Below are 25,577 nucleotides of genomic sequence, written 5' to 3'. Positions count from 1 at the left end.
ACGGGTGTTCCGTACGGCGGTACGGCCCGGATCTAGACCTTGGCGACGGCGGGAGAGCCCTCGGTCACCTTGGCGTCGAGTTCACGGGTGACCCTGCGCTCCACGAAGAAGGCGGCCGTCGGGATGGTCCCCGCCAGCAGCACCCACAGCTGCTTGCCGACCGGCCACTTCGCCTTGGAGCCCAGGTCGAAGGCGAAGACCAGGTAGACGACGTAGAGCCAGCCGTGCGCGATGGCGACGACCCGCGTGACGTCGCCGGCACCGTCGATATGCAACCCGTACTTGCCGATCATGCTCAGGCACAGCAGCACCAGCAGCACACCGGTGATATAAGCCAGGGCACGGTAGCGGGTCAGCACGCTCTTTTTCATGAGGACGAGCGTAACCACCCGTTCGGGTAGATCTTGGGGCGGGTCACCCGTGTGCCGCCAGCGGGTTCACTCCTCGTCGAAGTCGTGCGCCGAGACCCGGAGCGGGCGCAGCATCGCGAAGATCTCGGCGCATTCCTCGGAGTCGTAGGCGCCGAGGCCGAAGTCCATGGCCATGAGGTCGCGGGTGGCGGCCTCGACGACCTCGCGGCCCTTCTCGGTGATGGTGGCGAGGGTGCCGCGCCCGTCGTTGGGGTTGGGGCGCTTGTCGACCAGGCCGGACTTGACCAGCCGGTCGACGGTGTTCGTGACGGAGGTGGGGTGCACCATGAGGCGCTCGCCGATCTTCGACATCGGCAGCTCACCGGCCTTGGAGAAGGTGAGCAGCACCAGCGCCTCGTAACGCGCGAACGTCAGCCCGTACGGCTTGACCACCGCGTCGACCTCGGCCAGCAGGATCTGCTGGGCCCGCATGATCGAGGTGATCGCGGCCATCGACGGTACGTTTCCCCAGCGCCGCTTCCAGAGGTCGTCGGCTCGGGCGATGGGGTCGAAGGGGAGACTGAGTGGCTTGGGCACGTCACCGACCCTACCGGCCGGTCATATAGCGGTCAGCCGTGTCTCGGCTTTCGGGCACCTTTGCCGTCACGGCACCCGCGGCACCGCCCGCCGGGCCGCCACCGCCAGCCCCCAGCAGCACAGCGCGCCCACCACCCCGGCCCCCGCGACCGCGGCCCGCACCCCCACCGCCTCCGCCGCCACCCCCGCCAGCGTCATACCGACACCCTGGACGGTCATCAGCCCCGCGCTGAGCACCGTCATCGCCCGCCCCCGCAGCTCCTCGGGCACGGCCCGCACGAACCACTGGTCCAGGCCCAGCGTGTACGCCGACCCCGCCCCCGCCAGCAGCAGGAGCAGCAGCGAGAGAGCCAGGGACGGATGCAGGGCGTAGCCCAGGTACGGCAGCAGGGTGAGGCAGACCAGCGGGAGGGCGATCCGCTCCCGGGCGGCCGGGCCGAGCCGGGCCCCCGCGTACAGCTCCCCGGCGACCGTGCCGACCGGCAGCGCGCACATCAGCAGGCCGAGCCCGGGGGATCCGGCGCCGAGCCCGTCGGCGTAGGGGGCGGCGAGTGCCTCGGGGACGACGGCGAACATCGCCGGGACCCAGAAGAGAAGGAGAAGGAGGCGGATCCGGCGGTCGGCGAGGAGGCGGCGGGTGCCGCCGCCCTCCGGGGCCCGGGGGCGGGCGGGGCGGGGCCGGGTGCCCAGGCGCAGCAGCACGGCCGAGGCCAGGAAGCCGGCGACGGTGATCAGCAGCGCGTGGCGCGGGGCGAGCACGGCGAGCAGCAGTCCGCCGAGGCCGTAGCCGACGAGCAGCGCGCTCTGCGCGACGATCCGCAGCAGGGAACGGCCGAGCACGAACAGGTCGCCGCCGCCCAGGATGTCGGAGAGGGTCGCCATCCGGGTGCCGGCGAACACCGGCGAGACGACGGCGAGCGCACAGCGCAGCGCGAGCAGCACCCCGATCCCGGTCCCCGGCAGCGCCATCACGGCCACGCACCCCGCGCACACCAGGTCGCACACCACCAGCACCCGGCGGGCCGGATACCGGTCGCCGACCCCGGCCAGCAGCGTGCCGCCCACCAGGTACGGCAGAAAGCCGAGCGCGAAGGTCAGCGCGCTGAGCAGCGGCGACCCCGTGAGGTCGTACACCAGCACGGACAGCGCGATCTCGCTGACGATCACGCCGAGCATCGACAGCACATGAGCGGCGAAGACGGCACGGAACTCGGGAACGGCGAGGACCCGGCCGTAGCCGACGGGCCGGGGAAGGGCAGGTGCGGACATGGACGGCAGCGTGCCCGGACCGGCGCCCGGCGCTTAGAGTTTCGGCACCAGCCGAATCTTCCGCACCTCCCCACAGGACCCCGCCATGCCCTCCCACCTCCACTTCGACGAGGACGACTTCCTCCGGTGCCGGTTCGCCGTGTCGCCGCTGTGGGAGACGCAGGAGGCGGTGCGCACCCTGCGGCGGCCGGACCGGCACGGCTACCACGCGCCCTGGCTGCGGCGGATCCGGGCGGTGGCCGCCGGTCTCGACCTGACCCCGCTGTGGCTGCTGATGCCCCGGCGCGGTCACTCCCCGGACTGGCTGGTGCCGCCGCCGACCGGCCCGGCGGCCTCCGTCGAGGAGGAGCTGGCGGTACTGCGGGCGGTGGACCCGGAGACGGCCCGCGCCGACACCGCCCGCTCGCTCGCGGACACCCCGGGCGCACGGGAGTCGGCGACGGCCCGGGCCTGGCTGGCCGATCCGTCGCGCCTGGTCCGGGAGCTGACGGACCTGCTGGAGGAGGCCTGGCGGGTCCTGGTGGCCCCGGACTGGCCCCGGCTGCGGGCCCTGCTGGAGGCGGACATCGCCTTCCACTCCCGGCGGCTGGCGGAGGTGGGCCTCGGCGGACTGCTGCCGGAGATCCACCACCGCTGCGGCTGGCGGGCCGGGACGCTGACCGTGGAGTCGGCGGGCGTGTACGAGCGGCGCCTCGGCGGGCAGGGCCTGGTCCTGATGCCGAGCGTGTTCACCTGGCCGGACGTGATCAGCACCTTCGAACCGCCGGCCCGCCCGACCCTGGTCTACCCGGCCCGGGGCATCGGCGGCCTGTGGACCGACCCGGCCGCCACCACACCCGACGCGCTGGTACGACTCCTCGGCCGGGGCCGGGCCGCCGTCCTCACCGCCCTCACCGACCCCGCCACCACCACCGCCCTGGCCCACCGGCTGCGACTGGCCCCCTCCTCCGTCTCCGCCCACCTGGCCGCCCTGCGCGACACGGGCCTGCTCACCTCGCGCCGCTACGGCCACCAGGTGCTGTACGAGCGGACCCCACTGGGCATCGCCCTGGCGTCCGGGACCTCGGACAGCGGGCCCGCGCCACGATGAGGCCCCTGTCCGGAGCACCCGACGCGGCCACCGCCCGGGCGGCCCACGCCGAGCCGCGGCTGCGGGACTCGTACCCGTTCCCGAGCCACGGGGGTCCGTCGCCGTGCACGGTCTACGGCGGCGACCACACCGAGCCGGGCCGGACCGCCACGGCGGAGGCGGCCGTCGCGCTCGTGGTCCGGCATCTGCCGCCGAAGCCGGGGCAACGGCCCTAGCGGCGGTTCGTGCGGCGCAGGTGGTGGCGGACCGCGCGCTGGGCGACCGGGCCGAGTTCGTCCAGCGCGGCGGCCAGGGCGCCGAGTTGCTCCAGGGCGTCCAGGGCCGCGTGGGCGCCGGACGGGTCGACGCCCTCGTACAGCTCGATGCCGACGAAGGACGCGGCGACCGCGCGGGCGAGCCCGGCCGGGTCGGCGAACTCCCCGAAGGGCGTGGCGGCGAGAACCCGGACCAGCACCGTCCGGATCTCGGCGATCCACAGGTCGAGCCCGGCCGCAGTGGCGGGCCCGAGCGCCTCGTGGGTCTGCGCGCCGGCCAGCAGCTGCCCGAGCAGGGCGACATGGCCGCCCGTGCGCGCCTCCTCGTGGATCTGCCGCCCCACGGTGAGCAGTTCGGAGAGCGAGCCGACGGCGGCGAGGCGGGGGCGGAAGCGGTCGACGGCCTGCTCGGCGCCGTACCGGCAGGCGGCGGCGAGGAGCTCGTCCACGGATCCGAAGTGGTAAAAGACGAGCGCCTGGTTGACCCCGGCCGCCGCCGCCACCGTACGGGCCGAGGTCTTGGCGATGCCCTGCTCGGTGAGCGTCCGCAGCGCGCCCTCCAGCAGCTTGTGCTTCGTCTCCAGGGACTTGGCGGTCTCCGGGCTCACGCGCGCGACTCCTCGCGGACGGGCCGCAGTCCGGGTCGCACCCCGCAGCCGCGGATGTCGGTGTACGACGCCTCGAAGGAGCCCTGGTAGCCGAAGAGCGGCCCGAAGTACCGGTTCACGACCCGCACCCGGATACGGAAACGGCCGGCCCGGTCGTCGTAGGACTCCCGCACCTCGGCGGTGGCGCCGACGAGTTCGGGGACGCGGACGTCCACCGGGCCCTCCCTGAACCGGTGTTCGCCGGAGCGGATCAGCAGGGAGCCGTCGGACTCGGCGTGGAAGTGCAGCTCGCTGGCGAGGTGCTGGTGGGTGCCGAGGTAGTCGAGGATGCGGTCGCCCTTGGGGCTGAGCACCATCTGGGCGTCGAAGCGGCGGGGGCGGCCGGGCAGGTCGAAGGTGCGCACGAAGGTCACCGTCTCACGGCCGTAGGTGTCGGCGTAGGGCACATTCTCGATCTTGAAGGGCACGTTCCGGGCGGCCCTCGGGACCAGGATGTTGCGGGTGGTGCCCAGCGCCAGGAACGGCTTCACGAAGGCCCCGCCGTGCCAGATCCGGTCCATCACGCCGTGGCCGGTGCAGGCCTCGCCGCTCGTCAGGCCGACCGAGAACCGGCGCTGGAGCTGCGGGTGCAGCCGGTCGAAGTCGGGGCCCATCACGGTGCGGAACATCGAGGTCACGGCTGCTTCTCCAGGGTGCTCAGGACGCGCGGGGCGGTCACTCGGACGGGTGGGGTGCGCAGGCAGCGGCGGGCGGCCGGGGTGGTGGCGCGGGGCGGGGTGCAGAGGGCCAGGAAGAGGGCGACGACCAGGAGGAGCGGGACCAGGAAGGCGACGGTGGGCGGGAGGGCGTCGGGGACCCGGCCCCGGATCAGGGCGGTGCCGCAGCCGGCGACCGTCAGCGCCCGGGCCGCCATCTCGGCCAGCCAGTTCCACCGGGCCCGTTCCGGGGTGATCCCGCGTTCCAGCCACAGCCGCAGCCGGTCGAAGGACCAGGCGGTCGCCCAGCCCATCAGCGGGCGCAGGACCAGGCGGTCGGCGAGCGCACCGAGGGCGCCCCAGCGGGGCCGGTAGTCGTAGCCGGTGAGGAAGCGGACGCCGTCGGCGACCGGGACGTACCGCCAGTAGCCGCCGCCCTCGGCGAGCAGCGAGAGCGGGTGCGGGGAGGCGAAGCGCAGGGCGGAGGTTCGGGTGCCGTCGGGGCGCTCCTTCTCCCCCGCCGAGACACCGGTGCCGGCGATCGTCAGGAAGGGCAGCACCCGCGTGGCGTAACGGAAGCGCTGCGGCTCGCCCGTCACCCGTGGGAGGTAGTCGATCTCGGTGAACCTCAGGTCCCAGCGCTGGTGCCGCCCCGGGTCCTGGGTGCGTGCCCACAGTTCGTCGAGGTCGGCGCGGATGTGCGCCTCTATGTAGAGCCCCATGGCGTCGTACCCCCGTCACCTGGTCTTCCGAGCTTATTTTGAGCGGTCGCTCAAATCCCCGGACAGGACGGTACTCGCTTTTGAGCGATCGCTCAATCGCGGGGCCGAAGAAAACCCCGGCCCGCGCGGGCCGGGGTTTCCGGGAGAGCCGAAGGACGGCCGAGGGAGGGGCCGGGGAAGGCCGGGGAAGGGTCGACTACTCGGCGAGGTGCCGCTCGACCGTCTCCACCTTGCTGGTCAGCCCGTCGGTGACGCCGGGCCGGATGTCCGCCTTGAGGACCAGGGAGACGCGCGGGGCGCGCTCCTCGACGACGGCGACGGCACGCCGCACGACGTCCATGACCTCGTCCCACTCGCCCTCGATCGAGGTGAACATGGCGTCGGTGCGGTGGGGCAGCCCGGACTCGCGCACGACCCGGACGGCGTCGGCCACGTACTCCCCCACGTCCTCGCCCACGCCCAGCGGCGTCACGGAGAAGGCGACGATCATGCCTTCACCACGCCCTCCTGGCGGGCGCGGGCGGCGATGACCTCGTCCTCGGCGGCGCGGCGCAGCTTGCGCTCCGCGAAGAAACCACCCGCCGGCAGGACGGAGAGGACGAAGTAGAGGAGTCCGGTGCCCAGCGGCCACTTGGCGCGGTTCCAGGCGTCCGCCCAGAAGATCACGTACAGGATGAACAGGACACCGTGGACCGCGCCCATCACGGGAACCGCGTTGAAGTCCGTGGTCCGCTTGAGCACCGAGCAGACGAGGAGGATCAGGAAGGACACGGCCTCCGGGGCGGAGACCAGGCGGAGGCGGCGGATGGCGGTGGCGGTCTTGATGTCCACGAGTCACCTTCGGTGGGAGTGACGTCCACTCTTTGTGAACGCGAGCACAAACGTTCACCCATTGTGGCAAAGGAGCCTCGCCCGTCCGGCGCGGGGGTGGGAGGCCGGGTCCCTCGACGGAGGGGACGGGGCGGGATGCAGTTCGTTTTCTTCATGACCCTGCCGGGTCTGGTGGTGGTGCTCACCGTCCTGGCCTTCGTGGACCAGCTGCTCATGCGGGCCGGCCGGGCCGGGGTGCTGCCCTGGCGGAACTCCGCGCGCCAGGGCCAGATCTCCGCGACGGGCTTCGAGCAGCTGCACGCGGCCCTCTCCCCCGGCAAGCAGAACGAGCTCAAGGAGCGGCAGAGCGCGCTGGTGCTGCGCGACGACGAGGAGGACGGCGCCCCGCCCCGCTCCACCGTCGACCTGACGGCCGGCACCGCCGTGATACGCCTGCCCGGCGAGCGCGGGGCCCGCCCCTAAGGGGTGGATCCGGGTCGAGGTCCACCCACGGGACCTGTCGCCGCCGTCTGCCTGCGGCTACCTTCGCAGCGTGGCGATGTTCCGACTTCAAGGAAGCAAGGTGCTCGCCGTCGAGATGACCGGGGACGCCGTGAAGGCGAAGAACGGCTCGATGGTCGCGTACGACGGGCAGATGGCGTTCAAGAAGCTGAGCGGCGGCGGCGAGGGACTGCGGGGGATGGTGACCCGGCGGCTCACCGGCGAGCAGATGACGGTGATGGAGGTGAAGGGGCACGGGACGTGCTGGTTCGCGGACCGCGCGTCCGAGATCAACCTGGTCGGCCTGCAGGGCGACAAGCTGTACGTCGAGTCGAGCAACCTGCTCGCGACCGACGCCGGCCTGCGCACCGGCACCACCTTCACCGGCCTGCGCGGCGCCTCCCAGGGCAACGGCCTGTTCACCACCACGGTCGAGGGCCACGGCCAGGCGGCGATCACGTCCGACGGCCCGGCGGTCGTGCTCCGGGTGAGCTCGCAGTACCCGCTCACCGTCGACCCGGGCGCGTACATCGCCCACCAGGGCAACCTCCGCCAGTCCTTCCAGTCCGGTGTGACATTCCGCACGCTCTTCGGGGAGGGCGGCGGGGAGGCCTTCCAGATCCGGTTCGAGGGGGACGGCCTGGTGTACGTGCAGCCGAGCGAGCGGAACACGATCGCGGGTGATGTGTGACATGGCACTGCGCGAGGTGAACTCCAAGATGGTCGAGGCGACCGTCCTGCCCGGGCAGCGGCTGTACAGCCAGCGCGGGGCGATGCTCGCCTACAAGGGCGAGGTGTCCTTCACGCCCAACATCCAGGGCGGCCAGGGCGGGGTGATGTCGATGCTCGGCCGCCGGGTGGCCGGCGAGGCGACCCCGCTCATGTCGGTCGAGGGCAGCGGCACGGTCTTCTTCGGGCACGGCGGCCACCACGTGCACGTGATCACCCTCACCGGCGACACCCTCTACGTCGAGGCGGACCGGCTGCTCGCCTTCGAGGGCACGCTCCAGCAGGGCACGATGTTCATGGGCTCCCAGGGCGGGGTGATGGGCATGGTGCGCGGCCAGGTCACCGGCCAGGGCCTGTTCACCACGACCCTCCAGGGCCACGGCGCGGTCGCCGTGATGGCCCACGGCGGGGTCTTCGAGATCCCGATCACCCCGCAGCGCCCGGTCCATGTCGACCCCCAGGCCTACGTCGCCCACCACGGCGACGTGCGCAACAAACTCTCGTCCGCGCTCGGCTGGCGGGACATGGTGGGCCGCGGCTCCGGCGAGGCGTTCCAGCTGGAGCTCAGCGGCAACGGCATGGTGTACGTGCAGGCGTCCGAGGAGAAGCTGTGAGCGCATACGGAGCGGCCGGCCCGGTCGTGTACGACCCCATGACCCTCCCCGTCGACGACAACGTCAACAAATACACCTTCTGCGTGGAGCTCAAGAGCGGCCAGTGGTTCCTGCAGAAGGGGAAGATGATCGCCTACTACGGTTCGATCGACTTCAACGGCGTCGGACACGGCCGGCTGGACCGTCTGGTCCGCACTTCGTTCCATTCGCCTCTGCACGCGAGCGACTGGGTGGTGGCGGAGGGCTCGGGCAAGATGCTCCTCGCCGACCGGGCCTTCGACGTCAATTCGTACGACCTCGACGACGGCAACCTGACCATTCGCTCCGGCAACCTGCTCGCTTTTCAGCCAAGTCTCGCGCTCAAACAGTCGATCGTGCCGGGTTTTCTGACCCTTATCGGAACCGGAAAGTTTGTGGCTGCATCTAACGGTCCGGTGGTGTTCATGGAACCCCCGATCCGGGTGGACCCGCAGGCGCTGGTGGGATGGGCCGACTGCCCCTCCCCGTGCCACCACTACGACCACGGCTACATGACCGGTGTCATGGGCGGTCTACGTGCACTGACAGGCCTCGGCGGGGCCTCCGGAGAGGAGCATCAGTTCGAGTTCGTAGGGGCCGGTACGGTCCTGCTCCAGTCCACCGAGACCCTGATGGCCGAGCAGGCCACGGGAGCGGTTCCGCACGAGCCCGGAGTACCCGGCGGAGGCGGGCCCTTCACAGGTCATTCACAGCAGCAGGGCACACCGCGCCTTCCCGGACAGCTGGGGGACCTCCAGCGTCGCTTCGGGCTGTGAGCGGTAGTCTGCGGAGTGTGACATCGAACGCGTGCGCACAGTCACACCACCGTCACTAGTTCGCCTTTCAACATTTTAGGTAGACTTCATACATGGAGACCGAGACGGCCACGCGCTGGCTGACCGATGCGGAGCAGTGCGCCTGGCGCACCCACCTGGAGGTCAACAGGCTGTTGACGTACCAGCTCGAAAAGGACCTGCAGCCGTTCGGCCTGACAATGAACGACTACGAGATCCTGGTGAATCTGTCCGAGTCGGACGAGTACCGGATGCGGATGAGCGACCTCGCGTCCGCGACCCTCCAGTCCAAGAGCAGGCTCTCCCACCAGATCACCCGTATGGAGAACGCGAACCTGGTCCGCCGCGAGAACTGCGAGTCCGACCGCCGGGGGCTGTTCGCCGTCCTCACCGAGCACGGCATGGAGACCATGAAGAAGGTGGCGCCACATCATGTCGCCTCCGTGCGACGGCACTTCATCGACCTGCTGTCGCCGGAGGCACTCATAGAGCTGGACAAGGGCCTCAAGCCCATCGCCGAGCACCTGCGCGGCCAGCGCGGGCGCCCGTGACGACAGACAGCACCTGAAGGCAGCGGCGGACGAGGGTTCAGGTCTCGTCCGCCGCTCGCTGCAGCGCCCCGTCAGGGGCGCGGGGCTGTATCGGATGTGCGGCTACCGCCGCGCGGGCGCGACCAGCCCCCACCGCCCCGCAGCCGGGATACAACCCGCACCCCAACGGCGGACACCACCGCCACACTCCCCGACAGCGCGAAGCACACCCCCAGCGGCACCGCCCCCAGCACCACCCCCGCCGCCACCGACCCACCCGAACTCCCGGCGTTCACCGCCGCGTTCACCCACGCCCCGGCCCGGGTCCGCTCCCCCTCCGCCGCCGTCTCGTCGGCCAGCAGATACGCCGTGGTCAGGATCGGAGCCACGAACACCCCCGCCACCGCCATGGCCCCGGCCAGCGTCCACATCCCCGGCGCCAGCCCGGCGACCACCAGGGCCGCCCCCAGCCCCGCCGACAGCCACGCCAGCCGCTCCCCCGCCGGGCGGCGCCACTCCACCGCCCCGTTCAGCAGCCCGCCCACCGCGCTGCCCGCGGAGAGCGCGGCCAGCACCCAGGGGACGAGCCCGTAGCCGTACGACCGCTGCTCGGCGAACGCCATCACCAGCAGGTCCGCCGCGCTCAGCGCGAGTCCCAGACCGGCGGCCGCGACCACCGGCGCCGCCGGAAACGGACCGGGCGACCGCCCCTTCTCCCTCTTCGGCGGGACCGCTCCCCGCACCGCCGGTGACCTCACGAACGCACACGTGCCGGTGAGCATCAGCACCGCGCTGAGCAGCAGCCCCGCGGGCGGCGGGCCGAACCGCAGCAGCAGGCCCACCAGGGCCGGGCCCGACACGAACAGCAGTTCCTCGGCGACCCCGTCCAGGCTGTACGCCCGCCGCAGCAGGGCGGGGTCGTCGACCAGCCGGCCCCACACCGCCCGCATGGTGGGGCCGAGCGGCGGTGCGACACAGCCGGTGAGCGCGGCGGCCGTGGCGAGGGCCGCCGGGGGTGCGCCGGGGCGCCAGGTCAGGGCGGCCAGAAGGCAGAGCAGCGCGCTGTGGGCGGCTGCCAGGGGCGGCAGGGCGCGCCGTGGGCCGTAGTGGTCCACCAGGGTCGCGCGGACGGGCAGCAGGACGACCACCGTGCCGCCGAAGAGGGCCATCACCAGACCGGAGACGGCGTAGGAGCCGGTCGCCCTGGTCACGGAGAGCAGTACGGACAGCGAGACCGTGCCGTAGGAGAGACGGGCCGCGAGGGCGGCCAGGAAGGTGCGGCGCGCGTGCGGGACGCGCAGGACGGCGGCGTACGAGGGCCGCCGGGCAGGTGAAGGGCGCGATGAGGTCAGCGCGGACATGAGGGGGTTCCTCTGGCGGAGGCGGAAGAGGGGACACCGGAGCGCGCCGCGGCACACGGGGTGCTCGCGGCGCGGGGTGCGCTCTTACGCACAGGAGAGGAACATGCCGGTCAAGTTAGCAGCGGCGGCCGGGGACCGGCCATGGTCAGGCCGCCGTCAGCCCTCCGTCAGGCCCGCCACCAGTTCGTCCGCCGCGCGGTACGGGTCCAGTTCGCCGGCGACGACGCGTTCGGCGAGGGCGCCCAGGTGGCGGTCTCCGTGGAGGTCGCCGATGCGTTCGCGCAGGGCGGTCACGGCGATCGTCTCGACCTCGCGGGAGGCGCGGGCGAGGCGGCGTTCCGCGAGGACGCCCCGCTCCTCCATCCAGGCGCGGTGTTTCTCCAGGGCTTCCAGGACCTCGTCGATGCCCTCGGCGCGGGCCGCGACCGTCTTGACGATCGGCGGGCGCCAGTCGCCGGGGCCGCGGGACTCGCCGAGGCCCAGCATGTGGTTCAGTTCGCGGGCGGTGGCGTCGGCGCCGTCCCGGTCGGCCTTGTTGACGACGTAGACGTCGCCGATCTCCAGGATTCCGGCCTTGGCGGCCTGGATGCCGTCGCCCATCCCGGGGGCGAGCAGGACGACGGAGGTGTCCGCCTGGGAGGCGATCTCGACCTCCGACTGACCCACGCCGACGGTCTCGACGAGGATCACCTCGCAGCCGGCCGCGTCCAGGACCCGGATGGCCTGGGGGGCGGACCAGGCGAGCCCGCCGAGGTGGCCGCGGGTGGCCATCGAGCGGATGTAGACGCCGGGGTCCGAGGCGTGGTCGGACATGCGGACGCGGTCGCCGAGGAGGGCGCCCCCGGAGAAGGGGGAGGACGGGTCGACGGCCAGGACGCCGACCCGCTTTCCCTGTTTGCGGTAGGCACTGACGAGCGCCGAGGTGGAGGTCGACTTACCGACTCCCGGGGAGCCCGTCAGGCCTACGACATACGCGTTCCCGGTCAGTGGCGCCAGAGCCGCCATGACCTCTCTGAGCTGTGGTGACGCCCCCTCCACCAGGGAGATCAGCCGGGCCACCGCACGGGGCCGGCCCGCCCTGGCCTGGGCCACCAGTGTGGAGACGTCCTGCATCACAGCTCCGTTCGCGCGCGTTCGCTCAGGGAAACGTACTCAGGCCTTCGGTACCCGCACGATCAGTGCGTCACCCTGGCCGCCGCCACCGCACAGCGCGGCCGCGCCGACCCCGCCGCCGCGCCGCTTGAGCTCCAGGGCGAGGTGCAGGACGAGCCGGGCGCCGGACATGCCGATGGGGTGGCCGAGGGCGATGGCGCCGCCGTTGACGTTCACCCTTTCCGTGGACACGCCGAGGTCCTTCATTGACTGGACGGCGACGGCGGCGAAGGCCTCGTTGATCTCGATGAGGTCCAGGTCGCCGACCTCCAGGCCCTCCTTCTTGAGCGCGTGGCCGATGGCGTTCGACGGCTGGGACTGGAGCGAGTTGTCCGGGCCGGCCACGTTGCCGTGGGCGCCGATCTCGGCGAGCCACTGGAGGCCCAGCTCCTCCGCCTTGGCCTTGCTCATGACGACCACGGCGGCGGCGCCGTCCGAGATCTGCGAGGAGGTGCCGGCGGTGATGGTGCCGTCGCGGGTGAAGGCGGGGCGCAGCTTGCCCAGGGACTCCGTGGTGGTGTCGCCGCGGATGCCCTCGTCCTTGCTGAAGACGACCGGCTCGCCCTTGCGCTGCGGGATCTCGACCGGGGTGATCTCGGCCTCGAAGATCCCGTTCTTCTGCGCGGCGGCGGCCCGCTGGTGGGACAGGGCGGCGATCTCGTCCTGCTCGGGGCGCAGGATGCCGAGGCGGGTGTTGTGCTTCTCCGTGGACTCGCCCATGGCGATGTTCTCGAAGGCGTCGGTGAGGCCGTCGTAGGCCATCGCGTCGAGCATCTCGATGGCGCCGTACTTGAAGCCCTCGCGGGACTTGGGGAGCAGGTGCGGGGCGTTGGTCATGGACTCCTGGCCGCCCGCGACCACGATGTCGAACTCGCCGGCGCGGATCAGCTGGTCGGCCAGCGCGATGGCGTCGAGGCCGGACAGGCACACCTTGTTGATGGTGAGCGCCGGGACGTTCATCGGGATGCCGGCCTTCACGGCGGCCTGGCGGGCCGGGATCTGGCCGGCGCCGGCCTGCAGCACCTGACCCATGATCACGTACTGCACCTGGTCGCCCCCGATCCCCGCACGGTCGAGGGCGGCCTTGATCGCGAAGCCGCCGAGGTCGGCTCCGGAGAAGGACTTCAGCGAGCCCAGCAGTCGTCCCATGGGCGTCCGGGCGCCCGCGACGATCACCGAGGTGGTTCCAGAGGTTCCAGAGGTCATGAGCGGTGAATCCCCTTACCGGCTGCACTGCCGAGGAGTGAACGAGGGTTTACTTCGAATGTATTGCGTGGCACTCCGTGCCGTCATCGGGCCGTCAGTGTGATCGCTGGCACGTTGCGTAACCATCGTCGTAGCGCTGCACTGAATCCATGCTGACGCGAATCGACCACATCGGGATCGCCTGTCACGACCTCGACGCGACCGTCGAGTTCTACAAGGCCACGTACGGCTTCGAGGTGTTCCACACCGAGGTCAACGAGGAACAGGGCGTGCGCGAGGCCATGCTCAAGATCAACGAGACGTCCGACGGGGGCGCCTCCTACCTGCAGCTCCTGGAGCCGACGCGGGAGGACTCGGCGGTCGGCAAGTGGCTCGCGAAGAACGGCGAGGGCGTGCACCACATCGCCTTCGGTACGGCGGATGTGGACGGGGACGCGGCCGACATCCGGTCCAAGGGCGTACGCGTTCTGTACGACGAGCCACGGATCGGCTCCATGGGGTCGCGGATCACCTTCCTGCACCCAAAGGATTGCCACGGCGTACTGACAGAACTGGTCACTTCGGCGGCTGTTGAGTCACCTGAGCACTGACCCTCGTACATATGGGCCGGTAGGGTTGGGGCGGGTCGTCCCTTCGCACGTTCGCAGGGCCGGGGCGGCCGCATGCCGGGGTCCGGGTTTCGGGGGACGAGCGTCGGGGCAGCAGCCCGTGCTCCGCCGTTGATCTGACACCATTCCCCGGGGGCCCCGTTCGGCGGATGGACGGAGCTCGTTCGGAGAAGGTTGCGACCAGGGGACGGATGGGACCGCGCAGTGCGGGGCTACGAGAGCCAGGAGCGAGAGCCGGCGGCTGACGTCGACCACCTCACTCGTTTCGAAGCCGAGATGAAACGGCTGAAGACCGAGCGGGAAAAGGCGATCCAGCATGCCGAGGACCTCGGCTACCAGGTCGAGGTGCTGCGCGCCAAGTTGCACGAGGCGCGGCGCACCATCATGTCCCGGCCCGCGTTCGACGGCGGTGACCTCGGCTACCACGCCGAGCAGCTGCTCCGTAACGCCCAGATGCAGGCCGACCAGATCCGCCAGGAGGCGGAGCGGGTGGCCGCCGAGGCCAGGGCGCAGACCCAGCGGATCCTCCAGGAGCACGCCGAGCAGGCCGCGCGGCTCCAGGCCGAGCTGCACCAGGAGGCGGTGACCCGCCGCCAGCAGCTGGACCAGGAGCTCGCCGAACGCCGCGGGACCGTCGAGTCGCACGTCAACGAGAACGTGGCCTGGGCCGAGCAGCTGCGGGCCCGGACCGAGTCGCAGGCACGGCGGCTGCTCGACGAGTCGCGGGCCGAGGCCGAGCAGGCCATGACGGCCGCCCGGGCCGAGGCCCAGCGGCTGACCGACGAGGCCCGCCAGCGGCTGACCAGCGACGCCGAGGCGGCCCGCACCGAGGCCGAGCAGATCCTGCTGCGCGCCCGCCGGGACGCCGAGCGGCTGCTGAACGCCGCGTCCACCCAGGCCCAGGAGGCCACCGACCACGCGGAGCAGCTCCGTAACTCCACCGCGACGGAGTCGGACTCGGCCCGTCGGCAGGCGGGTGAGCTGAGCCGGGCCGCCGAGCAGCGGATCGCGGAGGCCGAGGAGGCGCTGCGCAAGGCGCAGTCCGAGGCCGAGAAGCTGGTCACCGAGGCCGAGGCGAACGCCTCGAAGGCCCTCTCCAGCGCCGAGGCCACCAACCAGCAGCGCACCCAGACGGCCAAGGAGCAGGTCGCCCGGCTGGTCAGCGAGGCCACCAAGGACGCCGAGGCGACCAAGGCGGAGGCCGAGCAGGTCGTCGCGGACGCCAGGGCCGAGGCCGAGAAGATCATCGCGGAGGCCTCCGAGAAGGCCCGTACGCTCACCGCCGAGGAGAGCGCCTCCCAGCTGTCCAAGGCGGCCAAGACCGCCGAGGACGTCCTGAACCGGGCCTCGGAGGAGGCCAGGCAGACCACCAAGGGCGCCGTCGAGGAGGCCGAGCGGATCCGGTCCGAGGCCGAGGCCGAGGCGGACCGGCTGCGCGCCGAGGCGCACGACACCGCCGAGGGCCTCAAGGGCGCGGCGAAGGACGACACCAAGGAGTACCGCGCCAAGACGGTCGAGCTGCAGGAGGAGGCCCGCCGGCTGCGCGGCGAGGCCGAGCAGCTGCGGGCCGACGCGGTCGCCGAGGGCGAGTCGATCCGGGCCGAGGCCCGGCGCGAGACCGTCCAGCAGATCGAGGAGGCGGCCCGGTCCGCCGAGGAGCTGCTCGCCAAGGCCAAGGCCGACGCGGACGAGCTGCGGCAGACGGCCACCACGGACAGCGAGAAGGTCCGCACCGAGGCCATCGAGCGCGCGACCACGCTGCGCCGGCAGGCCGAGGAGACCCTGGAGCGCACCCGGCAGGAGGCCGAGCGGCACCGTACCGAGGTCCTGGAGCAGTCCGAGGGGCTCAAGGCGGACGCCGAGCGGGCCGCGGACGAGCTGCGCGCGGAGACCGAGCGGGGCGTCGAGGCCCGGCGCGCCGAGGCCGCCGACGAGCTGACCCGGCTGCACACCGAGGCCGAGGACCGGCTCACGGGCGCCGAGCAGGCGCTCACGGAGGCCCGCGAGGAGGCCGCCAGGATCCGCCGGGAGGCCGGCGAGGAGACCGAGCGGCTGCGGTCCGAGGCCGCCGAGCGGATCCGTACGCTCCAGCAGCAGGCCGAGACGGAGGCCCAGCGGCTGCGTGACGAGGCGGCCGCCGACTCGTCCGCGTCCCGCGCGGAGGGCGAGGCCGTCGCCGTACGGCTGCGGTCCGAGGCCGCGGCCGAGGCGGAGCGGCTGAAGCAGGAGGCCCAGGACACCGCCGACCGGGTGCGTGCCGAGGCGCAGGCGGCGGCCGAGCGGCTGTCCACCGAGGCGTCCGAGACGCTGGCCGCCGCGCAGGAGGAGGCCGCCCGGCGGCGCCGCGAGGCCGAGGAGCTGCTCGGTTCCGCCCGCCAGGAGGCCGACCAGGAGCGCGAGCGGGCCCGCGAGCAGAGCGAGGATCTGCTGGCCCAGGCCCGTAACCGGGTCGAGGAGGCGCAGGCCGAGGCGGTGCGGCTGGTCGAGGAGGCGGACCGACGGGCCACCGAGATGGTCTCGGCCGCCGAGCAGCACGCACAGCAGGTCCGCGACTCGGTCTCCGGGCTGCACGAGCAGGCGCAGGAGGAGATCTCCGGGCTGCGCTCGGCCGCCGAGCACGTGGCGGACCGCACCCGGCGGGAGGCGGAGGAGGAGTCGGACCGGGTCCGCGCCGACGCCTACGCCGAGCGGGAGCGGGCCAGCGAGGACGCGAGCCGGGTCCGGCGCGAGGCGAGCGAGGCGTCCGAGGCGGCGAAGGCGCTGGCCGAGCGGACGGTCGCCGACGCCATGGCCGAGTCGGAGCGGCTGCGCTCGGAGGCGTCCGCGCACGCCCAGCGGGTGCGCACCGAGGCCTCCGACACCATCGCCCAGGCCGAACAGGACGCGGGACGCTCGCGCGCCGAGGCCCGGGAGGACGCCAACCGGATCCGTTCGGACGCGGCGACCCAGGCCGACACCCTGATCACGGAGGCCCGCAACGAGGCGGAGCTGCTCCAGAACGAGACCATCGCCGAGGCCGACCGGGTCCGCGCCGACGCGATCGCCAAGGCGGAGAAGCTGATCTCGGACGCCACCGGGGACGCGGAGCGGCTGCGCGCCGAGGCCGCCGAGACGGTCGGCTCCGCCCAGCTGCACGCCGACCGCACCCGCAACGACGCGGAGCGGCTCAAGGCCGACGCGGAGGCGGCGGTCGAGCGCCTGCTCAACTCCGCGCGCGAGGAGGCCGAGCGGACCCTCGACGAGTCCCGCAAGGACGCCAACAAGCGGCGCCAGGACGTGGCCGAGCAGGTCGACACGCTGATCAACGAGACGACCGCCGAGGCCGACAAGCTGCTCACCGAGGCGCAGGCGCAGGCCCACAAGACCACCGCGGACGCCGAGTCGCAGGCCGACACCATGGTGGGCGCGGCCCGCAAGGAGGCCGACCGGCTGGTGTCCGAGGCCACGGTCGAGGGCAACGCGCGGGTGGAGAAGTCCCGTACGGACGCGGACGAGCTGCTCGTCGGTGCCCGCCGGGACGCCACCGCCATAAGGGAGCGGGCGGAGGAGCTGCGCGAGCGCATCACCACCGAGATCGAGGAGCTGCACGAGCGGGCCCGCCGCGAGGCCGCCGAGACCATGAAGTCCACCGGCGACCGCTGCGACGCGCTGATCAAGGCCGCCGAGGAGCAGCTCGCCAAGGCCCAGGCCAAGGCCAAGGATCTGGTCTCGGAGGCCAACTCCGAGGCGGGCAAGGTCCGGATCGCCGCCGTCAAGAAGGCGGAGGGGCTGCTCAAGGAGGCCGAGCAGAAGAAGGCCACGCTGGTGCGGGAGGCCGAGGAGCTCAAGGCCGAGGCGATCCGCGAGGCCCGCCGCACGGTCGAGGAGGGCAAGCGCGAGCTGGAGATCCTGGAGCGCCGGCGGGAGAACATCAACGGCGAGATCTCCCGTGTCCAGGACGTCCTGGAGGCGTTGGAGTCCTTCGAGACCCCGTCGGCCGGCAAGGACGGCGGAGTCAAGGCGGGCAGTTCGGTGGGCGCGCCCCGATCGGGTGGCAAGGCATCAGAAGGCTAGAGACCGGAGTCGGTTCTGTAGTGTTCTGGGGCTTTTGATTAAATCTGCGGCAGAGGCTTTGGCAAGCGATCTCACAGGTCGCCACTCAAAAGGGGTGTCATTCTCCAGATCAAACACGTATCCGCTCGATGACACACCGCTTCGGCCCCTAGGATTCCCCCTATCACCTCACCGGTCTCTTTCGACAGGAACCCCATGAGCGACACTTCCCCCTACGGCTTCGAGCTAGTGCGGCGTGGGTACGACCGCGCTCAGGTGGACGAACGGATCTCCAAGCTCGTCTCCGACCGTGACAGCGCTCTCGCCCGCATCACCGCTCTGGAAAAGCGCATCGAGGAGCTCCACCTCGAGACGCAGAACGCCCAGGCTCAGGTAACCGACGCGGAGCCGTCGTACGCCGGCCTCGGCGCGCGTGTCGAGAAGATCCTCCGCCTCGCCGAGGAGGAGGCGAAGGACCTGCGCGAGGAGGCCCGTCGCGCCGCCGAGCAGCACCGTGAGCTCGCCGAGTCGGCGGCCCAGCAGGTGCGCAACGACGCAGAATCGTTCGCTGCGGAGCGCAAGGCCAAGGCCGAGGACGAGGGCGTCCGGATCGTCGAGAAGGCCAAGAGCGACGCGTCGCAGCTGCGCTCCGAGGCCCAGAAGGACGCGCAGTCCAAGCGCGAGGAGGCGGACGCCCTCTTCGAGGAGACCCGTGCGAAGGCCGCGCAGGCCGCCGCCGACTTCGAGACGAACCTCGCCAAGCGCCGCGAGCAGTCCGAGCGCGACCTGGCGTCCCGCCAGCAGAAGGCCGAGAAGCGCCTCGCGGAGATCGAGCACCGCGCGGAGCAGCTCCGGCTGGAGGCGGAGAAGCTGCGCACCGACGCCGAGCGCCGGGCGCGTCAGACCGTCGAGACGGCTCAGCGCCAGGCCGAGGACATCGTCGCCGACGCGAACGCCAAGGCCGACCGGATCCGTTCGGAATCGGAGCGTGAGCTCGCCGCGCTGACCAACCGCCGCGACTCGATCAACGCCCAGCTGACGAACGTCCGCGAGATGCTGGCGACGCTGACGGGCGCGGCCGTGGCCGCCGCCAGCTCGCCGGCCGAGGACGAGCCGATCTCCCGTGGGGTTCCGGCGCAGCAGTCCCGGTAACCGCTAGCGCGACATCAGGGGCCCGTATCTCCTTCGGGGGGTGCGGGCCTTCGTCGTTCGGCTGCGGGCCGGTGGGGGCTGGTCGCGCAGTTCCCCGCGCCCCTAAAAGAAAAGGGGCGCTGCAGCAGGCGCCCCTTTAGTGGCGCGGGGAACTGCGCGAGCAACCACACACGACCCGAACCCGGCCGAAGGCCTCGGGTGGCACCCCCTGCACCCCCGTCTTAGCGTGGCCGCATGATCGAGCTGGAGGGCCTGACGAAGCGGTACGGCGACAAGACGGCGGTCGACCACCTCACGTTCGCCGTCCGGCCCGGCATCGTGACCGGGTTCCTCGGGCCGAACGGTGCGGGGAAGTCCACCACCATGCGGATGATCCTCGGGCTGGACCACCCGACGGCCGGCGACGTGCGGATCGACGGCAAGCGGTACGAGCAGCTCAAGGACCCGTTGACGTACATCGGCGCGCTGCTCGACGCCAAGGCCGTGCACGGCGGGCGCAGTGCCTTCAACCATCTGCTGTGCCTCGCGCAGAGCAACGGGATCGAGAAGAGCCGGGTGGCCGAGGTGCTCGACACCGTCGGGCTCACGGCCGTGGCACGGAAGAAGGCCAAGGGGTTCTCGCTGGGGATGGGGCAGCGGCTGGGGATCGCCGGGGCGCTGCTGGGCGATCCCCGGATCCTGATGTTCGACGAGCCGGTGAACGGGCTCGACCCGGAGGGGATCCACTGGATCCGGACCCTGATGAAGTCGCTCGCCGCGCAGGGCCGGACCGTGTTCGTGTCGAGTCACCTCATGAGCGAGATGGCGCTGACCGCCGAGCACCTCGTGGTCATCGGGCAGGGACGGCTGCTCGCCGACACCTCCATGGCCGATTTCATCCGGGCCAACTCACGCTCGTACGTCCGGGTCCGCTCCCCCCAGCGCGAGCGGCTGCTCGACGTGCTGCACGGGGCCGGGATCACCGTCGTGGAGACGGGGACCGGGGCGCTGGAGGTGGAGGGCGGGAAGGCCGAACCGATCGGGGAGCTGGCCGCGCAGAACGGGATCGTGCTGCACGAGCTGAGCATCCAGCAGGCCTCGCTGGAGGAGGCGTTCATGCAGTTGACGGCGGAGTCCGTGGAGTACCACGCGCACACCGATTCGCCCCCGGTGCCGCAGGCCTGGGGCACCGGCTGGGACAAGGGGGCGTGACATGGCGGTCGTCACCCAGGCCGTGCGGTCCGAGTGGACCAAGATCCGGTCCGTCGCCTCCACCGTGTGGACGCTGTCCCTGGCCGTGGTCGTCTCCGTGGCCCTCGGGATGCTGCTCTCCGCGCTGGCGAACCACGCGTTCGGCAACATGCCCGTGCGTGAGCGGGTCTCCTTCGACCCCACGAACATCAGCTTCGCCGGGATGACCCTCGGCCAGCTGGCGATGATCGTGTTCGGGGTGCTGGTCGTCTCGAACGAGTACAGCACCGGGATGATCAGGACCTCGCTGGCCGCCGTGCCGCAGCGGGCCACCTTCCTGTTCAGCAAGATCGGGGTGGCGGCGGCGCTGGCCCTGGCGGCCGGCATGGTCACCAGCTTCGCGGCCTTCTTCCTCGGGCAGGCGATGCTCGGCTCGCACCGGGCGTACCTCGGCGACCCGGGGGTGCTGCGCGCGGTCATCGGCGGCGGGCTCTACATGACGCTGATCGCGGTGTTCTCCATGGGCGTGGCCGCGATGCTGCGCTCGCCGATGCTGTCGCTGGGCATCCTGATGCCGTTCTTCTTCCTGATCTCCAACATCCTCGGCAACGTCGACGCGACCAAGAAGATCGGCCGGTTCCTGCCGGACCAGGCGGGCAGCCACATCATGCAGGTGGTGCCCAGGGTCGGGGACGACGTCCCGTACGGGCCGTGGGGCGGCCTCGGGATCATGGGGCTGTGGGTGATCGCCGCGCTGGCCGGTGGCTATGTCCTGCTGAAGAAACGGGACGCCCAGTGACCTGATCGGTACCGCCCGGCTTTGCCAGCTCTTGATGGGAACCGTCAGCGCCCGGATATCCTCCTAACCCTTACGGGGGCGTCTGCCCTGCTGTCCTGATCCTTTCGATGGGTGCGGAGCATGATCGAGGCTGTCGGCCTGACCAAGCGCTACGGCGACAAGACCGCCGTCTACAACCTTTCCTTCCAGGTACGGCCGGGAGCCGTCACCGGCTTCCTCGGGCCCAACGGCTCGGGCAAGTCGACGACCATGCGGATGATCCTGGGTCTGGACAACCCGACCGCCGGTTCCGTCACCATCGGCGGCTACCCGTACCGCAGGCTGCCCAACGCCGCCCGCCAGGTCGGCGCGCTGCTCGACGCCAAGGCGGTGCACGGCGGCCGCTCCGCACGCAACCACCTGCTCTCCCTGGCCCAGCTGTCCGCCATCCCGGCCCGCCGGGTCGACGAGGTGCTCGGGGTCGTCGGTCTGCAGGACGTGGCGGGAAAGCGCTCCAAGGGCTTCTCGCTCGGTATGGGCCAGCGGCTCGGCATCGCCGCCGCGCTGCTCGGCGACCCCCAGGTGCTGCTCTTCGACGAGCCGGTCAACGGCCTCGACCCCGAGGGCATCCTCTGGGTGCGCAACCTGATGAGGTCGCTGGCCGCCGAGGGCCGTACGGTCTTCGTCTCCTCGCATCTGATGAGCGAGATGGCGCTGACCGCCGACCACCTGATCGTCATCGGGCGCGGCCAGCTGCTGGCCGACATGAGTGTGACGGACTTCATCTCGGCCAACTCGGCCGACTTCGCGCGGGTGCGCACCCCGGACACCGAGCCCCAGCAGCGCGAGAAGCTCAGCTCGGCGCTGACCGAGGCCGGCGGCCATGTGCTGCCCGAGCAGGACGGCGCGCTGCGGGTGACCGGCCTGCCGCTGCCCCGCATCTCCGACCTCGCGCACGAGGCGGACGTACGGCTGTGGGAGCTCTCCCCGCACCAGGCCTCGCTCGAGGAGGCGTACATGCGGATGACCCAGGGCGCCGTCGACTACCGGTCCAGCATCGACCAGAAGGCCGGTCTCCAGCAGCCGCTGCCGCCGGGCGCCCAGCCGCCCATGCCGGTGCCCGGGCAGGGCCAGCCGGGCTGGTACGCCCCGCCGCCGCCCCAGCAGGGCGGCGCCCCGTTCACGAACCCGTACGGGGCGCAGGGGGCGCCCGCGGGGCCCTACGGCGCTCCGCAGGGGCCGTACAACCCCTACGCGGCCCCGGCGCCCGCGCCCGCCCCGGCGCCCGCCGCCGAATCGTCACAGCCGGTCTCCGCGCCCTCCACGGCCCCCGCCGCGCCCGCCTCCGCCCCCGCCGACCTGACCAAGCCCGAGGACGCCCGATGAGCACCCACCAGCCCCCGATGCCGCAGGCGACCCCGGCCGCGCCCGACTGGCAGGCGGCGCCCGGCGGTCCGTACCCCGGCTACACCTCGCCGATCCCGGTGGTGCGCACCCACCTCGGGCACGCGATCTCCTCCGAGTGGACGAAGATCCGGTCGGTGCGCTCGACGATGTGGACGCTCGGCGTGTTCGTCCTGCTCGTCGTCGGCATCGGCCTGCTCGCCGCCGCGGTGGTCAGCGGCTCCTCCGCCGAGGACCTCGGCGGGGAGAACGCCCTGTCCCTGGGCTTCTTCGGACTGCTGCTCGGCTCCATCTGCGTCATCACGCTGGGCGTGCTGACCACGGCTTCCGAGTACGGCACCGGCATGATCCGCACGACGACGGTCGCCTGCCCGTCCCGGCTGCGGGTGCTCACCGCGAAGTCGATCGTCTTCTTCGCGGTCGCCTTCGTGATCACCCTCGCGGCCAGTTCGTTCGTGGCCATGACACAGGTGTCGATCCTGGGCGACAACGCCCGGACGCCGACCGGCGGGGAATGGCTGAAGGCGACCGTCGGCGTCAGCCTCTACATCGCGCTGCTCGGGCTGCTCGCCCTGCTCATCGGCTCGGTCATCCGGCACTCGGCGGGCGCCATCACCATCATGATCGGCGCGGTGCTCGCCCCGCTGGTGATCGCGCTGTTCATGTTCTCGTCGTCGCTGGAGAAGGTGCGCACGGCGCTGTTCCAGTACTCGATCCCGAACCAGATGAGCATCTTCTACTCCAACTCGCTCAGCCAGGACGGCCCTTCGGGCTGGGACCCGCTGTGGATCATCCTGGGCGTGACGGCCGTCGTGTTCGCGGGCGCCTGCGCGCTGCTGGAGAAGCGGGACGTGTAGCCGTACGGCTCTCAGAACTTCGGCGCGTTACCGGACCGCCGCACCCGCGTGGTGCGGCGGTCCTTCGCGTTCCAGCAGGCCTTGTGCCAGTGCCGGCGCTCGTCCACGCCCGAGTGCTCGGGCCAGGCCACCACGTGCGGGACGCCGGAGGGGATCACCTGGTCGCAGCCCGGGCAGCGGTACGTCTTGCCGACCGCGCTGGCGCCCGCCACATGCCGTACGTTCCACTCCTCGCCCTGCCAGTCCTCCGTGGACTGCCAGCCGCCGTACCGGTCCGCGCGGTCGTCCTCGGAGCTCCGGCCGGAGGAGGAGGCTCCATTCGGGCCCTGGGGTCGGTTGCGACGCGGGGACACGGAACACCTCTCGGGGCTATACAGGAAGCAAGGGCTGCGTCCAGCCTACGACGCGCGCACGGGGGTACGCGTAGGGCACCAACCCCCACAAGTCCCCCTCCAGGGCGACCCATTCTCCAGACAATCCGCAAATCTCTTCGCCAGGCCGTGTCCTCGGCACGTGTCAGACGGTTATGCCGGGAGGGGGAGCTCCGGGTCGGAGCCAGGAAAGCAGGAAATGCGATGCACGTAGGAAGTTTTGTGCTGGCGGCCCAGTTCCCGGGCCAGGGCCAGGGGGAGGCCCTGCACCGGGCGGTGCGCACGGCGGAGGTGGCCGAGGAGGCCGGGCTGGACGCGGTCTGGCTGGCCGAGCACCACTTCGTGCCGTACGGCACCTGCCCGTCGGCGGTCACGCTGGCGGCTTTACTGCTGGGCCGCACCCAGCGCCTCCGGGTCGGTACGGCGGTCAGCGTACTGCCCACGGTCCACCCGGTGGCACTCGGCGAACAGGCCGCGCTGCTGCACGTGACGAGCGGCGGCCGCTTCACCCTGGGCGTGGGCCGGGGCGGGCCCTGGGTGGATCTGGAGGTGTTCGGATCCGGACTGGAGGCGTACGAACGCGGCTTCCCCGAATCACTCGATCTGCTGATGCGCTGGCTGCGCGAGCCGGCCGTGTCGGCCTCGGGCCCGCGCTTCTCGTTCCGTGAGGTCCCGGTCGTGCCGCGCCCCTCGGAGGCGCTGACGGAGGTGCCGGGGCCGGAGGTCGTGGTCGCCTGCACCTCGCAGGCGAGCGTCCGCCTGGCCGCCGAGCAGGGGCTGCCGATGCTGCTCGGGATGCACGTCGGGGACGAGGAGAAGGCCGAGATGGTCGCCCTGTGGCGGCAGTACGCGCGGGCGGCCGGGCGGCCGGGCGAGGAGATCTCCGGCGCGGCCCATGTCTCGGCCGGCGTCTGCCAGATCGCCGACCGGCGCACGGAGGCGGTGGAGACGCTCACCAAGGCGATGCCGGGCTGGCTGAAGCAGGGCCTGGAGGCCCATGTGACCGTGGACGGCCGGTTCCGTTCGATGCGAGACCCGCTCGCGTACACCGAACTGCTCTGCGGGCTGCACCCGGTGGGCACCCCGCGGCTCTGTGCCGACCGGCTCGCCGCGACCTCGGAGCGCACCGGCATCTCCCGCTTCGCCCTGCTGACCGAAGGCTCGGGAGACCTCGCGGCCACCGAGGAGAACGTACGACGGCTGGGTGCCGAGGTACTGCCGCACCTCCGGTGACCGCGGTGCCGCGGAGAGCTTGCCGCCCCAGTGACTGATGCACCTCCCGCGTGTGGAGCGGCAAGCAAGCGGCTCACTGCGTCAGCAGTACCGGAGCTCCGCGTCAGCAGTCCCGGAGCTCCGGGGACTGGTTCAGCAACTGACTGCGCACCGAGGTGAAGCGGGCCAGCGTCTCGTCGACCGAGGCGTCCAGCGGGAACACCGCAACCCGGTGGCAGTTCTGGAAGGCCAGCCGCACACCGAAGTGCCGCTGCAGGGCGCCGCGTATGGCGTCACTCGCGAGCGCACGCAGCAGCTGACCGCGTGCCTGCTCGTCCGGCGGAGGCGTCTGGTTGTCGGCGAAGGCTCCGCCGTCCACCTTCAGCTGGGCCACCAGGGAGCTGATCATCTCCCACGCGTAGGGCAGGGAGGTCCGGACGCAGTCGACGAATTCTGCTTCGTCGACCTCGCCTCGCTCGGCCTGTTCGAGTAGGGCCGGTGAGACGTCGAGCGACATGGGTTCTCCTCTCGCACCCCCGGACAGCGGGGGTTGCCGGACAGGTAAGGGAGTTCGCGATACCGAACACGCTGAGTACACACATCGCGACCTCCCGTTTACTACGGTAGGCAACGGACGGTGACCCCACCAGGAGATTGCGTATATGCGACGGTCCCTTTAGGCACACAATCGGC

At 71.7% G+C, this 25,577-nt stretch carries 28 protein-coding genes; 15 read left to right on the top strand and 13 right to left on the bottom strand.

Translation table 11 applies throughout. The features are described 5' to 3' along the window. Window positions 1-32 precede the first annotated feature (32 nt). The 3 genes from ACIPSJ_RS14050 to ACIPSJ_RS14040 all read right to left on the bottom strand — a co-directional run bounded on the left by ACIPSJ_RS14050 (window position 33) and on the right by ACIPSJ_RS14040 (window position 2,216). A complete protein-coding gene (locus tag ACIPSJ_RS14050) occupies window positions 33-371 on the bottom strand; it encodes a DUF3817 domain-containing protein (RefSeq protein WP_401345725.1) in 339 nt (112 codons plus the stop codon). Between the two features lie 66 nt (window positions 372-437). Next, window positions 438-947: a MarR family transcriptional regulator gene (locus ACIPSJ_RS14045; protein ID WP_355727416.1), complete on the bottom strand. Its 510-nt coding sequence runs from the start codon at window positions 945-947 to the stop codon at window positions 438-440. Window positions 948-1,013: 66 nt separating this feature from the next. Next, complete coding sequence (locus ACIPSJ_RS14040) at window positions 1,014-2,216, bottom strand: MFS transporter (RefSeq protein WP_359224249.1); 1,203 nt, start codon at window positions 2,214-2,216, stop codon at window positions 1,014-1,016. Between the two features lie 85 nt (window positions 2,217-2,301). On the opposite strand from ACIPSJ_RS14040, the gene ACIPSJ_RS14035 reads away from it, so the two are divergent. Together ACIPSJ_RS14035 and ACIPSJ_RS14030 are read left to right on the top strand one after the other, a co-directional pair. Next, entirely contained in the window at window positions 2,302-3,306 is a 1,005-nt protein-coding gene (locus ACIPSJ_RS14035) for a DUF5937 family protein (RefSeq protein WP_359224247.1), read from the top strand. Continuing rightward, window positions 3,303-3,521: a hypothetical protein gene (locus tag ACIPSJ_RS14030; protein WP_359224245.1), complete on the top strand. Its 219-nt coding sequence runs from the start codon at window positions 3,303-3,305 to the stop codon at window positions 3,519-3,521. Before ACIPSJ_RS14035 ends, ACIPSJ_RS14030 begins: the two co-directional genes overlap by 4 nt. Here the strand turns inward: ACIPSJ_RS14030 and ACIPSJ_RS14025 are convergent. The 5 genes from ACIPSJ_RS14025 to ACIPSJ_RS14005 form a co-directional block, all read right to left on the bottom strand. Beyond that, window positions 3,518-4,168 carry a TetR/AcrR family transcriptional regulator gene (locus ACIPSJ_RS14025; protein WP_401345722.1) on the bottom strand — a complete coding sequence of 217 codons (651 nt, stop codon included), beginning with the start codon at window positions 4,166-4,168 and terminating at the stop codon, window positions 3,518-3,520. The genes ACIPSJ_RS14030 and ACIPSJ_RS14025 overlap by 4 nt on opposite strands. Next, window positions 4,165-4,845: a DUF4166 domain-containing protein gene (locus ACIPSJ_RS14020; RefSeq protein WP_401345720.1), complete on the bottom strand. Its 681-nt coding sequence runs from the start codon at window positions 4,843-4,845 to the stop codon at window positions 4,165-4,167. The genes ACIPSJ_RS14025 and ACIPSJ_RS14020 overlap by 4 nt, the downstream gene beginning before the upstream one ends. Further along, a complete protein-coding gene (locus tag ACIPSJ_RS14015; RefSeq protein WP_359224239.1) occupies window positions 4,842-5,585 on the bottom strand; it encodes a hypothetical protein in 744 nt (247 codons plus the stop codon). The genes ACIPSJ_RS14020 and ACIPSJ_RS14015 overlap by 4 nt, the downstream gene beginning before the upstream one ends. Window positions 5,586-5,781: 196 nt before the next feature. Then, entirely contained in the window at window positions 5,782-6,075 is a 294-nt protein-coding gene (locus tag ACIPSJ_RS14010) for an MTH1187 family thiamine-binding protein (protein ID WP_401345718.1), read from the bottom strand. Then, window positions 6,072-6,416 (bottom strand): DUF3817 domain-containing protein, encoded by a 345-nt coding sequence (locus tag ACIPSJ_RS14005; protein ID WP_401345716.1) that lies wholly within the window; start codon window positions 6,414-6,416, stop codon window positions 6,072-6,074. Before ACIPSJ_RS14005 ends, ACIPSJ_RS14010 begins: the two co-directional genes overlap by 4 nt. A gap of 135 nt (window positions 6,417-6,551) precedes the next feature. Here ACIPSJ_RS14005 and ACIPSJ_RS14000 point away from each other — a divergent pair, with 135 nt between their 5' ends. The 5 genes from ACIPSJ_RS14000 to ACIPSJ_RS13980 all read left to right on the top strand — a co-directional run bounded on the left by ACIPSJ_RS14000 (window position 6,552) and on the right by ACIPSJ_RS13980 (window position 9,602). Next, on the top strand, window positions 6,552-6,878 hold the full coding sequence (locus ACIPSJ_RS14000; RefSeq protein ID WP_359224233.1) for a DUF6191 domain-containing protein: 327 nt from the start codon (window positions 6,552-6,554) through the stop codon (window positions 6,876-6,878). Window positions 6,879-6,954: 76 nt separating this feature from the next. Then, entirely contained in the window at window positions 6,955-7,587 is a 633-nt protein-coding gene (locus ACIPSJ_RS13995) for an AIM24 family protein (RefSeq protein WP_401346254.1), read from the top strand. 1 nt (window position 7,588) lies between these two features. After that, a complete protein-coding gene (locus ACIPSJ_RS13990) occupies window positions 7,589-8,239 on the top strand; it encodes an AIM24 family protein (RefSeq protein WP_359224231.1) in 651 nt (216 codons plus the stop codon). Further along, window positions 8,236-9,033, top strand: coding sequence for an AIM24 family protein (locus ACIPSJ_RS13985; RefSeq protein ID WP_355727433.1), 798 nt, complete (start codon window positions 8,236-8,238; stop codon window positions 9,031-9,033). The genes ACIPSJ_RS13990 and ACIPSJ_RS13985 overlap by 4 nt, the downstream gene beginning before the upstream one ends. A gap of 92 nt (window positions 9,034-9,125) precedes the next feature. Then, the gene (locus ACIPSJ_RS13980; protein WP_355727435.1) at window positions 9,126-9,602 is read left to right on the top strand and encodes a MarR family transcriptional regulator; all 477 of its coding nucleotides are present in this window, start codon (window positions 9,126-9,128) and stop codon (window positions 9,600-9,602) included. Between the two features lie 71 nt (window positions 9,603-9,673). Here ACIPSJ_RS13980 and ACIPSJ_RS13975 read toward each other — a convergent pair whose 3' ends face one another. From ACIPSJ_RS13975 to ACIPSJ_RS13965, 3 genes are all read right to left on the bottom strand, one after another. Beyond that, the gene (locus ACIPSJ_RS13975; protein WP_401345713.1) at window positions 9,674-10,942 is read right to left on the bottom strand and encodes an MFS transporter; all 1,269 of its coding nucleotides are present in this window, start codon (window positions 10,940-10,942) and stop codon (window positions 9,674-9,676) included. A 156-nt stretch (window positions 10,943-11,098) separates the two neighbouring features. Beyond that, on the bottom strand, window positions 11,099-12,055 hold the full coding sequence (meaB, locus tag ACIPSJ_RS13970) for a methylmalonyl Co-A mutase-associated GTPase MeaB (RefSeq protein WP_359224228.1): 957 nt from the start codon (window positions 12,053-12,055) through the stop codon (window positions 11,099-11,101). A 39-nt stretch (window positions 12,056-12,094) separates the two neighbouring features. Beyond that, the gene (locus ACIPSJ_RS13965) at window positions 12,095-13,300 is read right to left on the bottom strand and encodes an acetyl-CoA C-acetyltransferase (protein ID WP_359224226.1); all 1,206 of its coding nucleotides are present in this window, start codon (window positions 13,298-13,300) and stop codon (window positions 12,095-12,097) included. Between the two features lie 149 nt (window positions 13,301-13,449). Between ACIPSJ_RS13965 and mce the strand changes: the two genes are divergently transcribed. From mce to ACIPSJ_RS13930, 7 genes are all read left to right on the top strand, one after another. Continuing rightward, window positions 13,450-13,890 (top strand): methylmalonyl-CoA epimerase, encoded by a 441-nt coding sequence (gene mce / locus ACIPSJ_RS13960; protein ID WP_351714588.1) that lies wholly within the window; start codon window positions 13,450-13,452, stop codon window positions 13,888-13,890. A 222-nt stretch (window positions 13,891-14,112) separates the two neighbouring features. After that, the gene (gene scy / locus ACIPSJ_RS13955) at window positions 14,113-17,961 is read left to right on the top strand and encodes a polarized growth protein Scy (RefSeq protein ID WP_401345710.1); all 3,849 of its coding nucleotides are present in this window, start codon (window positions 14,113-14,115) and stop codon (window positions 17,959-17,961) included. A 195-nt stretch (window positions 17,962-18,156) separates the two neighbouring features. Beyond that, complete coding sequence (locus ACIPSJ_RS13950; RefSeq protein ID WP_089098739.1) at window positions 18,157-19,092, top strand: cellulose-binding protein; 936 nt, start codon at window positions 18,157-18,159, stop codon at window positions 19,090-19,092. A gap of 234 nt (window positions 19,093-19,326) precedes the next feature. Next, the gene (locus tag ACIPSJ_RS13945; protein WP_359220679.1) at window positions 19,327-20,283 is read left to right on the top strand and encodes an ATP-binding cassette domain-containing protein; all 957 of its coding nucleotides are present in this window, start codon (window positions 19,327-19,329) and stop codon (window positions 20,281-20,283) included. Window position 20,284: 1 nt separating this feature from the next. After that, window positions 20,285-21,061: an ABC transporter permease gene (locus ACIPSJ_RS13940; protein ID WP_359220682.1), complete on the top strand. Its 777-nt coding sequence runs from the start codon at window positions 20,285-20,287 to the stop codon at window positions 21,059-21,061. A 120-nt stretch (window positions 21,062-21,181) separates the two neighbouring features. After that, a complete protein-coding gene (locus tag ACIPSJ_RS13935) occupies window positions 21,182-22,426 on the top strand; it encodes an ABC transporter ATP-binding protein (RefSeq protein ID WP_401345707.1) in 1,245 nt (414 codons plus the stop codon). Then, window positions 22,423-23,301 (top strand): ABC transporter permease, encoded by an 879-nt coding sequence (locus ACIPSJ_RS13930; protein ID WP_401345705.1) that lies wholly within the window; start codon window positions 22,423-22,425, stop codon window positions 23,299-23,301. Before ACIPSJ_RS13935 ends, ACIPSJ_RS13930 begins: the two co-directional genes overlap by 4 nt. 11 nt (window positions 23,302-23,312) lie before the next feature. Here the strand turns inward: ACIPSJ_RS13930 and ACIPSJ_RS13925 are convergent, their stop codons facing one another. Next, window positions 23,313-23,654 (bottom strand): ATP/GTP-binding protein, encoded by a 342-nt coding sequence (locus tag ACIPSJ_RS13925; RefSeq protein ID WP_359220689.1) that lies wholly within the window; start codon window positions 23,652-23,654, stop codon window positions 23,313-23,315. 222 nt (window positions 23,655-23,876) lie between these two features. Here ACIPSJ_RS13925 and ACIPSJ_RS13920 point away from each other — a divergent pair, with 222 nt between their 5' ends. After that, window positions 23,877-24,905: an LLM class flavin-dependent oxidoreductase gene (locus ACIPSJ_RS13920; protein WP_355721004.1), complete on the top strand. Its 1,029-nt coding sequence runs from the start codon at window positions 23,877-23,879 to the stop codon at window positions 24,903-24,905. 103 nt (window positions 24,906-25,008) lie between these two features. Here the strand turns inward: ACIPSJ_RS13920 and ACIPSJ_RS13915 are convergent, their stop codons facing one another. Continuing rightward, the gene (locus tag ACIPSJ_RS13915; protein ID WP_355721006.1) at window positions 25,009-25,401 is read right to left on the bottom strand and encodes an SCO5389 family protein; all 393 of its coding nucleotides are present in this window, start codon (window positions 25,399-25,401) and stop codon (window positions 25,009-25,011) included. Window positions 25,402-25,577: the final 176 nt, after the last annotated feature.

Source organism: Streptomyces sp. NPDC090088 (assembly GCF_044747345.1).
GTDB lineage: Bacteria > Actinomycetota > Actinomycetes > Streptomycetales > Streptomycetaceae > Streptomyces.
Note: the sequence above shows the minus strand (reverse complement) of the source record. Positions and strands in the feature narration are given on the sequence as shown.

Excerpts from the sequence above, each read along its gene's own strand:
- ACIPSJ_RS14050 (WP_401345725.1), bottom strand. The coding sequence starts at position 371 with ATGAAAAAGAGCGTGCTGACCCGCTACCGTGCCCTGGCTTATATCACC.
- ACIPSJ_RS14040 (WP_359224249.1), bottom strand. The coding sequence starts at position 2,216 with ATGTCCGCACCTGCCCTTCCCCGGCCCGTCGGCTACGGCCGGGTCCTC.
- ACIPSJ_RS14035 (WP_359224247.1), top strand. The coding sequence starts at position 2,302 with ATGCCCTCCCACCTCCACTTCGACGAGGACGACTTCCTCCGGTGCCGG.
- ACIPSJ_RS14030 (WP_359224245.1), top strand. The coding sequence starts at position 3,303 with ATGAGGCCCCTGTCCGGAGCACCCGACGCGGCCACCGCCCGGGCGGCC.
- ACIPSJ_RS14015 (WP_359224239.1), bottom strand. The coding sequence starts at position 5,585 with ATGGGGCTCTACATAGAGGCGCACATCCGCGCCGACCTCGACGAACTG.
- ACIPSJ_RS14010 (WP_401345718.1), bottom strand. The coding sequence starts at position 6,075 with ATGATCGTCGCCTTCTCCGTGACGCCGCTGGGCGTGGGCGAGGACGTG.
- ACIPSJ_RS14000 (WP_359224233.1), top strand. The coding sequence starts at position 6,552 with ATGCAGTTCGTTTTCTTCATGACCCTGCCGGGTCTGGTGGTGGTGCTC.
- ACIPSJ_RS13995 (WP_401346254.1), top strand. The coding sequence starts at position 6,955 with ATGTTCCGACTTCAAGGAAGCAAGGTGCTCGCCGTCGAGATGACCGGG.
- ACIPSJ_RS13990 (WP_359224231.1), top strand. The coding sequence starts at position 7,589 with ATGGCACTGCGCGAGGTGAACTCCAAGATGGTCGAGGCGACCGTCCTG.
- ACIPSJ_RS13980 (WP_355727435.1), top strand. The coding sequence starts at position 9,126 with ATGGAGACCGAGACGGCCACGCGCTGGCTGACCGATGCGGAGCAGTGC.
- ACIPSJ_RS13975 (WP_401345713.1), bottom strand. The coding sequence starts at position 10,942 with ATGTCCGCGCTGACCTCATCGCGCCCTTCACCTGCCCGGCGGCCCTCG.
- meaB (WP_359224228.1), bottom strand. The coding sequence starts at position 12,055 with ATGCAGGACGTCTCCACACTGGTGGCCCAGGCCAGGGCGGGCCGGCCC.
- ACIPSJ_RS13965 (WP_359224226.1), bottom strand. The coding sequence starts at position 13,300 with ATGACCTCTGGAACCTCTGGAACCACCTCGGTGATCGTCGCGGGCGCC.
- mce (WP_351714588.1), top strand. The coding sequence starts at position 13,450 with ATGCTGACGCGAATCGACCACATCGGGATCGCCTGTCACGACCTCGAC.
- ACIPSJ_RS13950 (WP_089098739.1), top strand. The coding sequence starts at position 18,157 with ATGAGCGACACTTCCCCCTACGGCTTCGAGCTAGTGCGGCGTGGGTAC.
- ACIPSJ_RS13945 (WP_359220679.1), top strand. The coding sequence starts at position 19,327 with ATGATCGAGCTGGAGGGCCTGACGAAGCGGTACGGCGACAAGACGGCG.
- ACIPSJ_RS13940 (WP_359220682.1), top strand. The coding sequence starts at position 20,285 with ATGGCGGTCGTCACCCAGGCCGTGCGGTCCGAGTGGACCAAGATCCGG.
- ACIPSJ_RS13935 (WP_401345707.1), top strand. The coding sequence starts at position 21,182 with ATGATCGAGGCTGTCGGCCTGACCAAGCGCTACGGCGACAAGACCGCC.
- ACIPSJ_RS13930 (WP_401345705.1), top strand. The coding sequence starts at position 22,423 with ATGAGCACCCACCAGCCCCCGATGCCGCAGGCGACCCCGGCCGCGCCC.
- ACIPSJ_RS13920 (WP_355721004.1), top strand. The coding sequence starts at position 23,877 with ATGCACGTAGGAAGTTTTGTGCTGGCGGCCCAGTTCCCGGGCCAGGGC.
- ACIPSJ_RS13915 (WP_355721006.1), bottom strand. The coding sequence starts at position 25,401 with ATGTCGCTCGACGTCTCACCGGCCCTACTCGAACAGGCCGAGCGAGGC.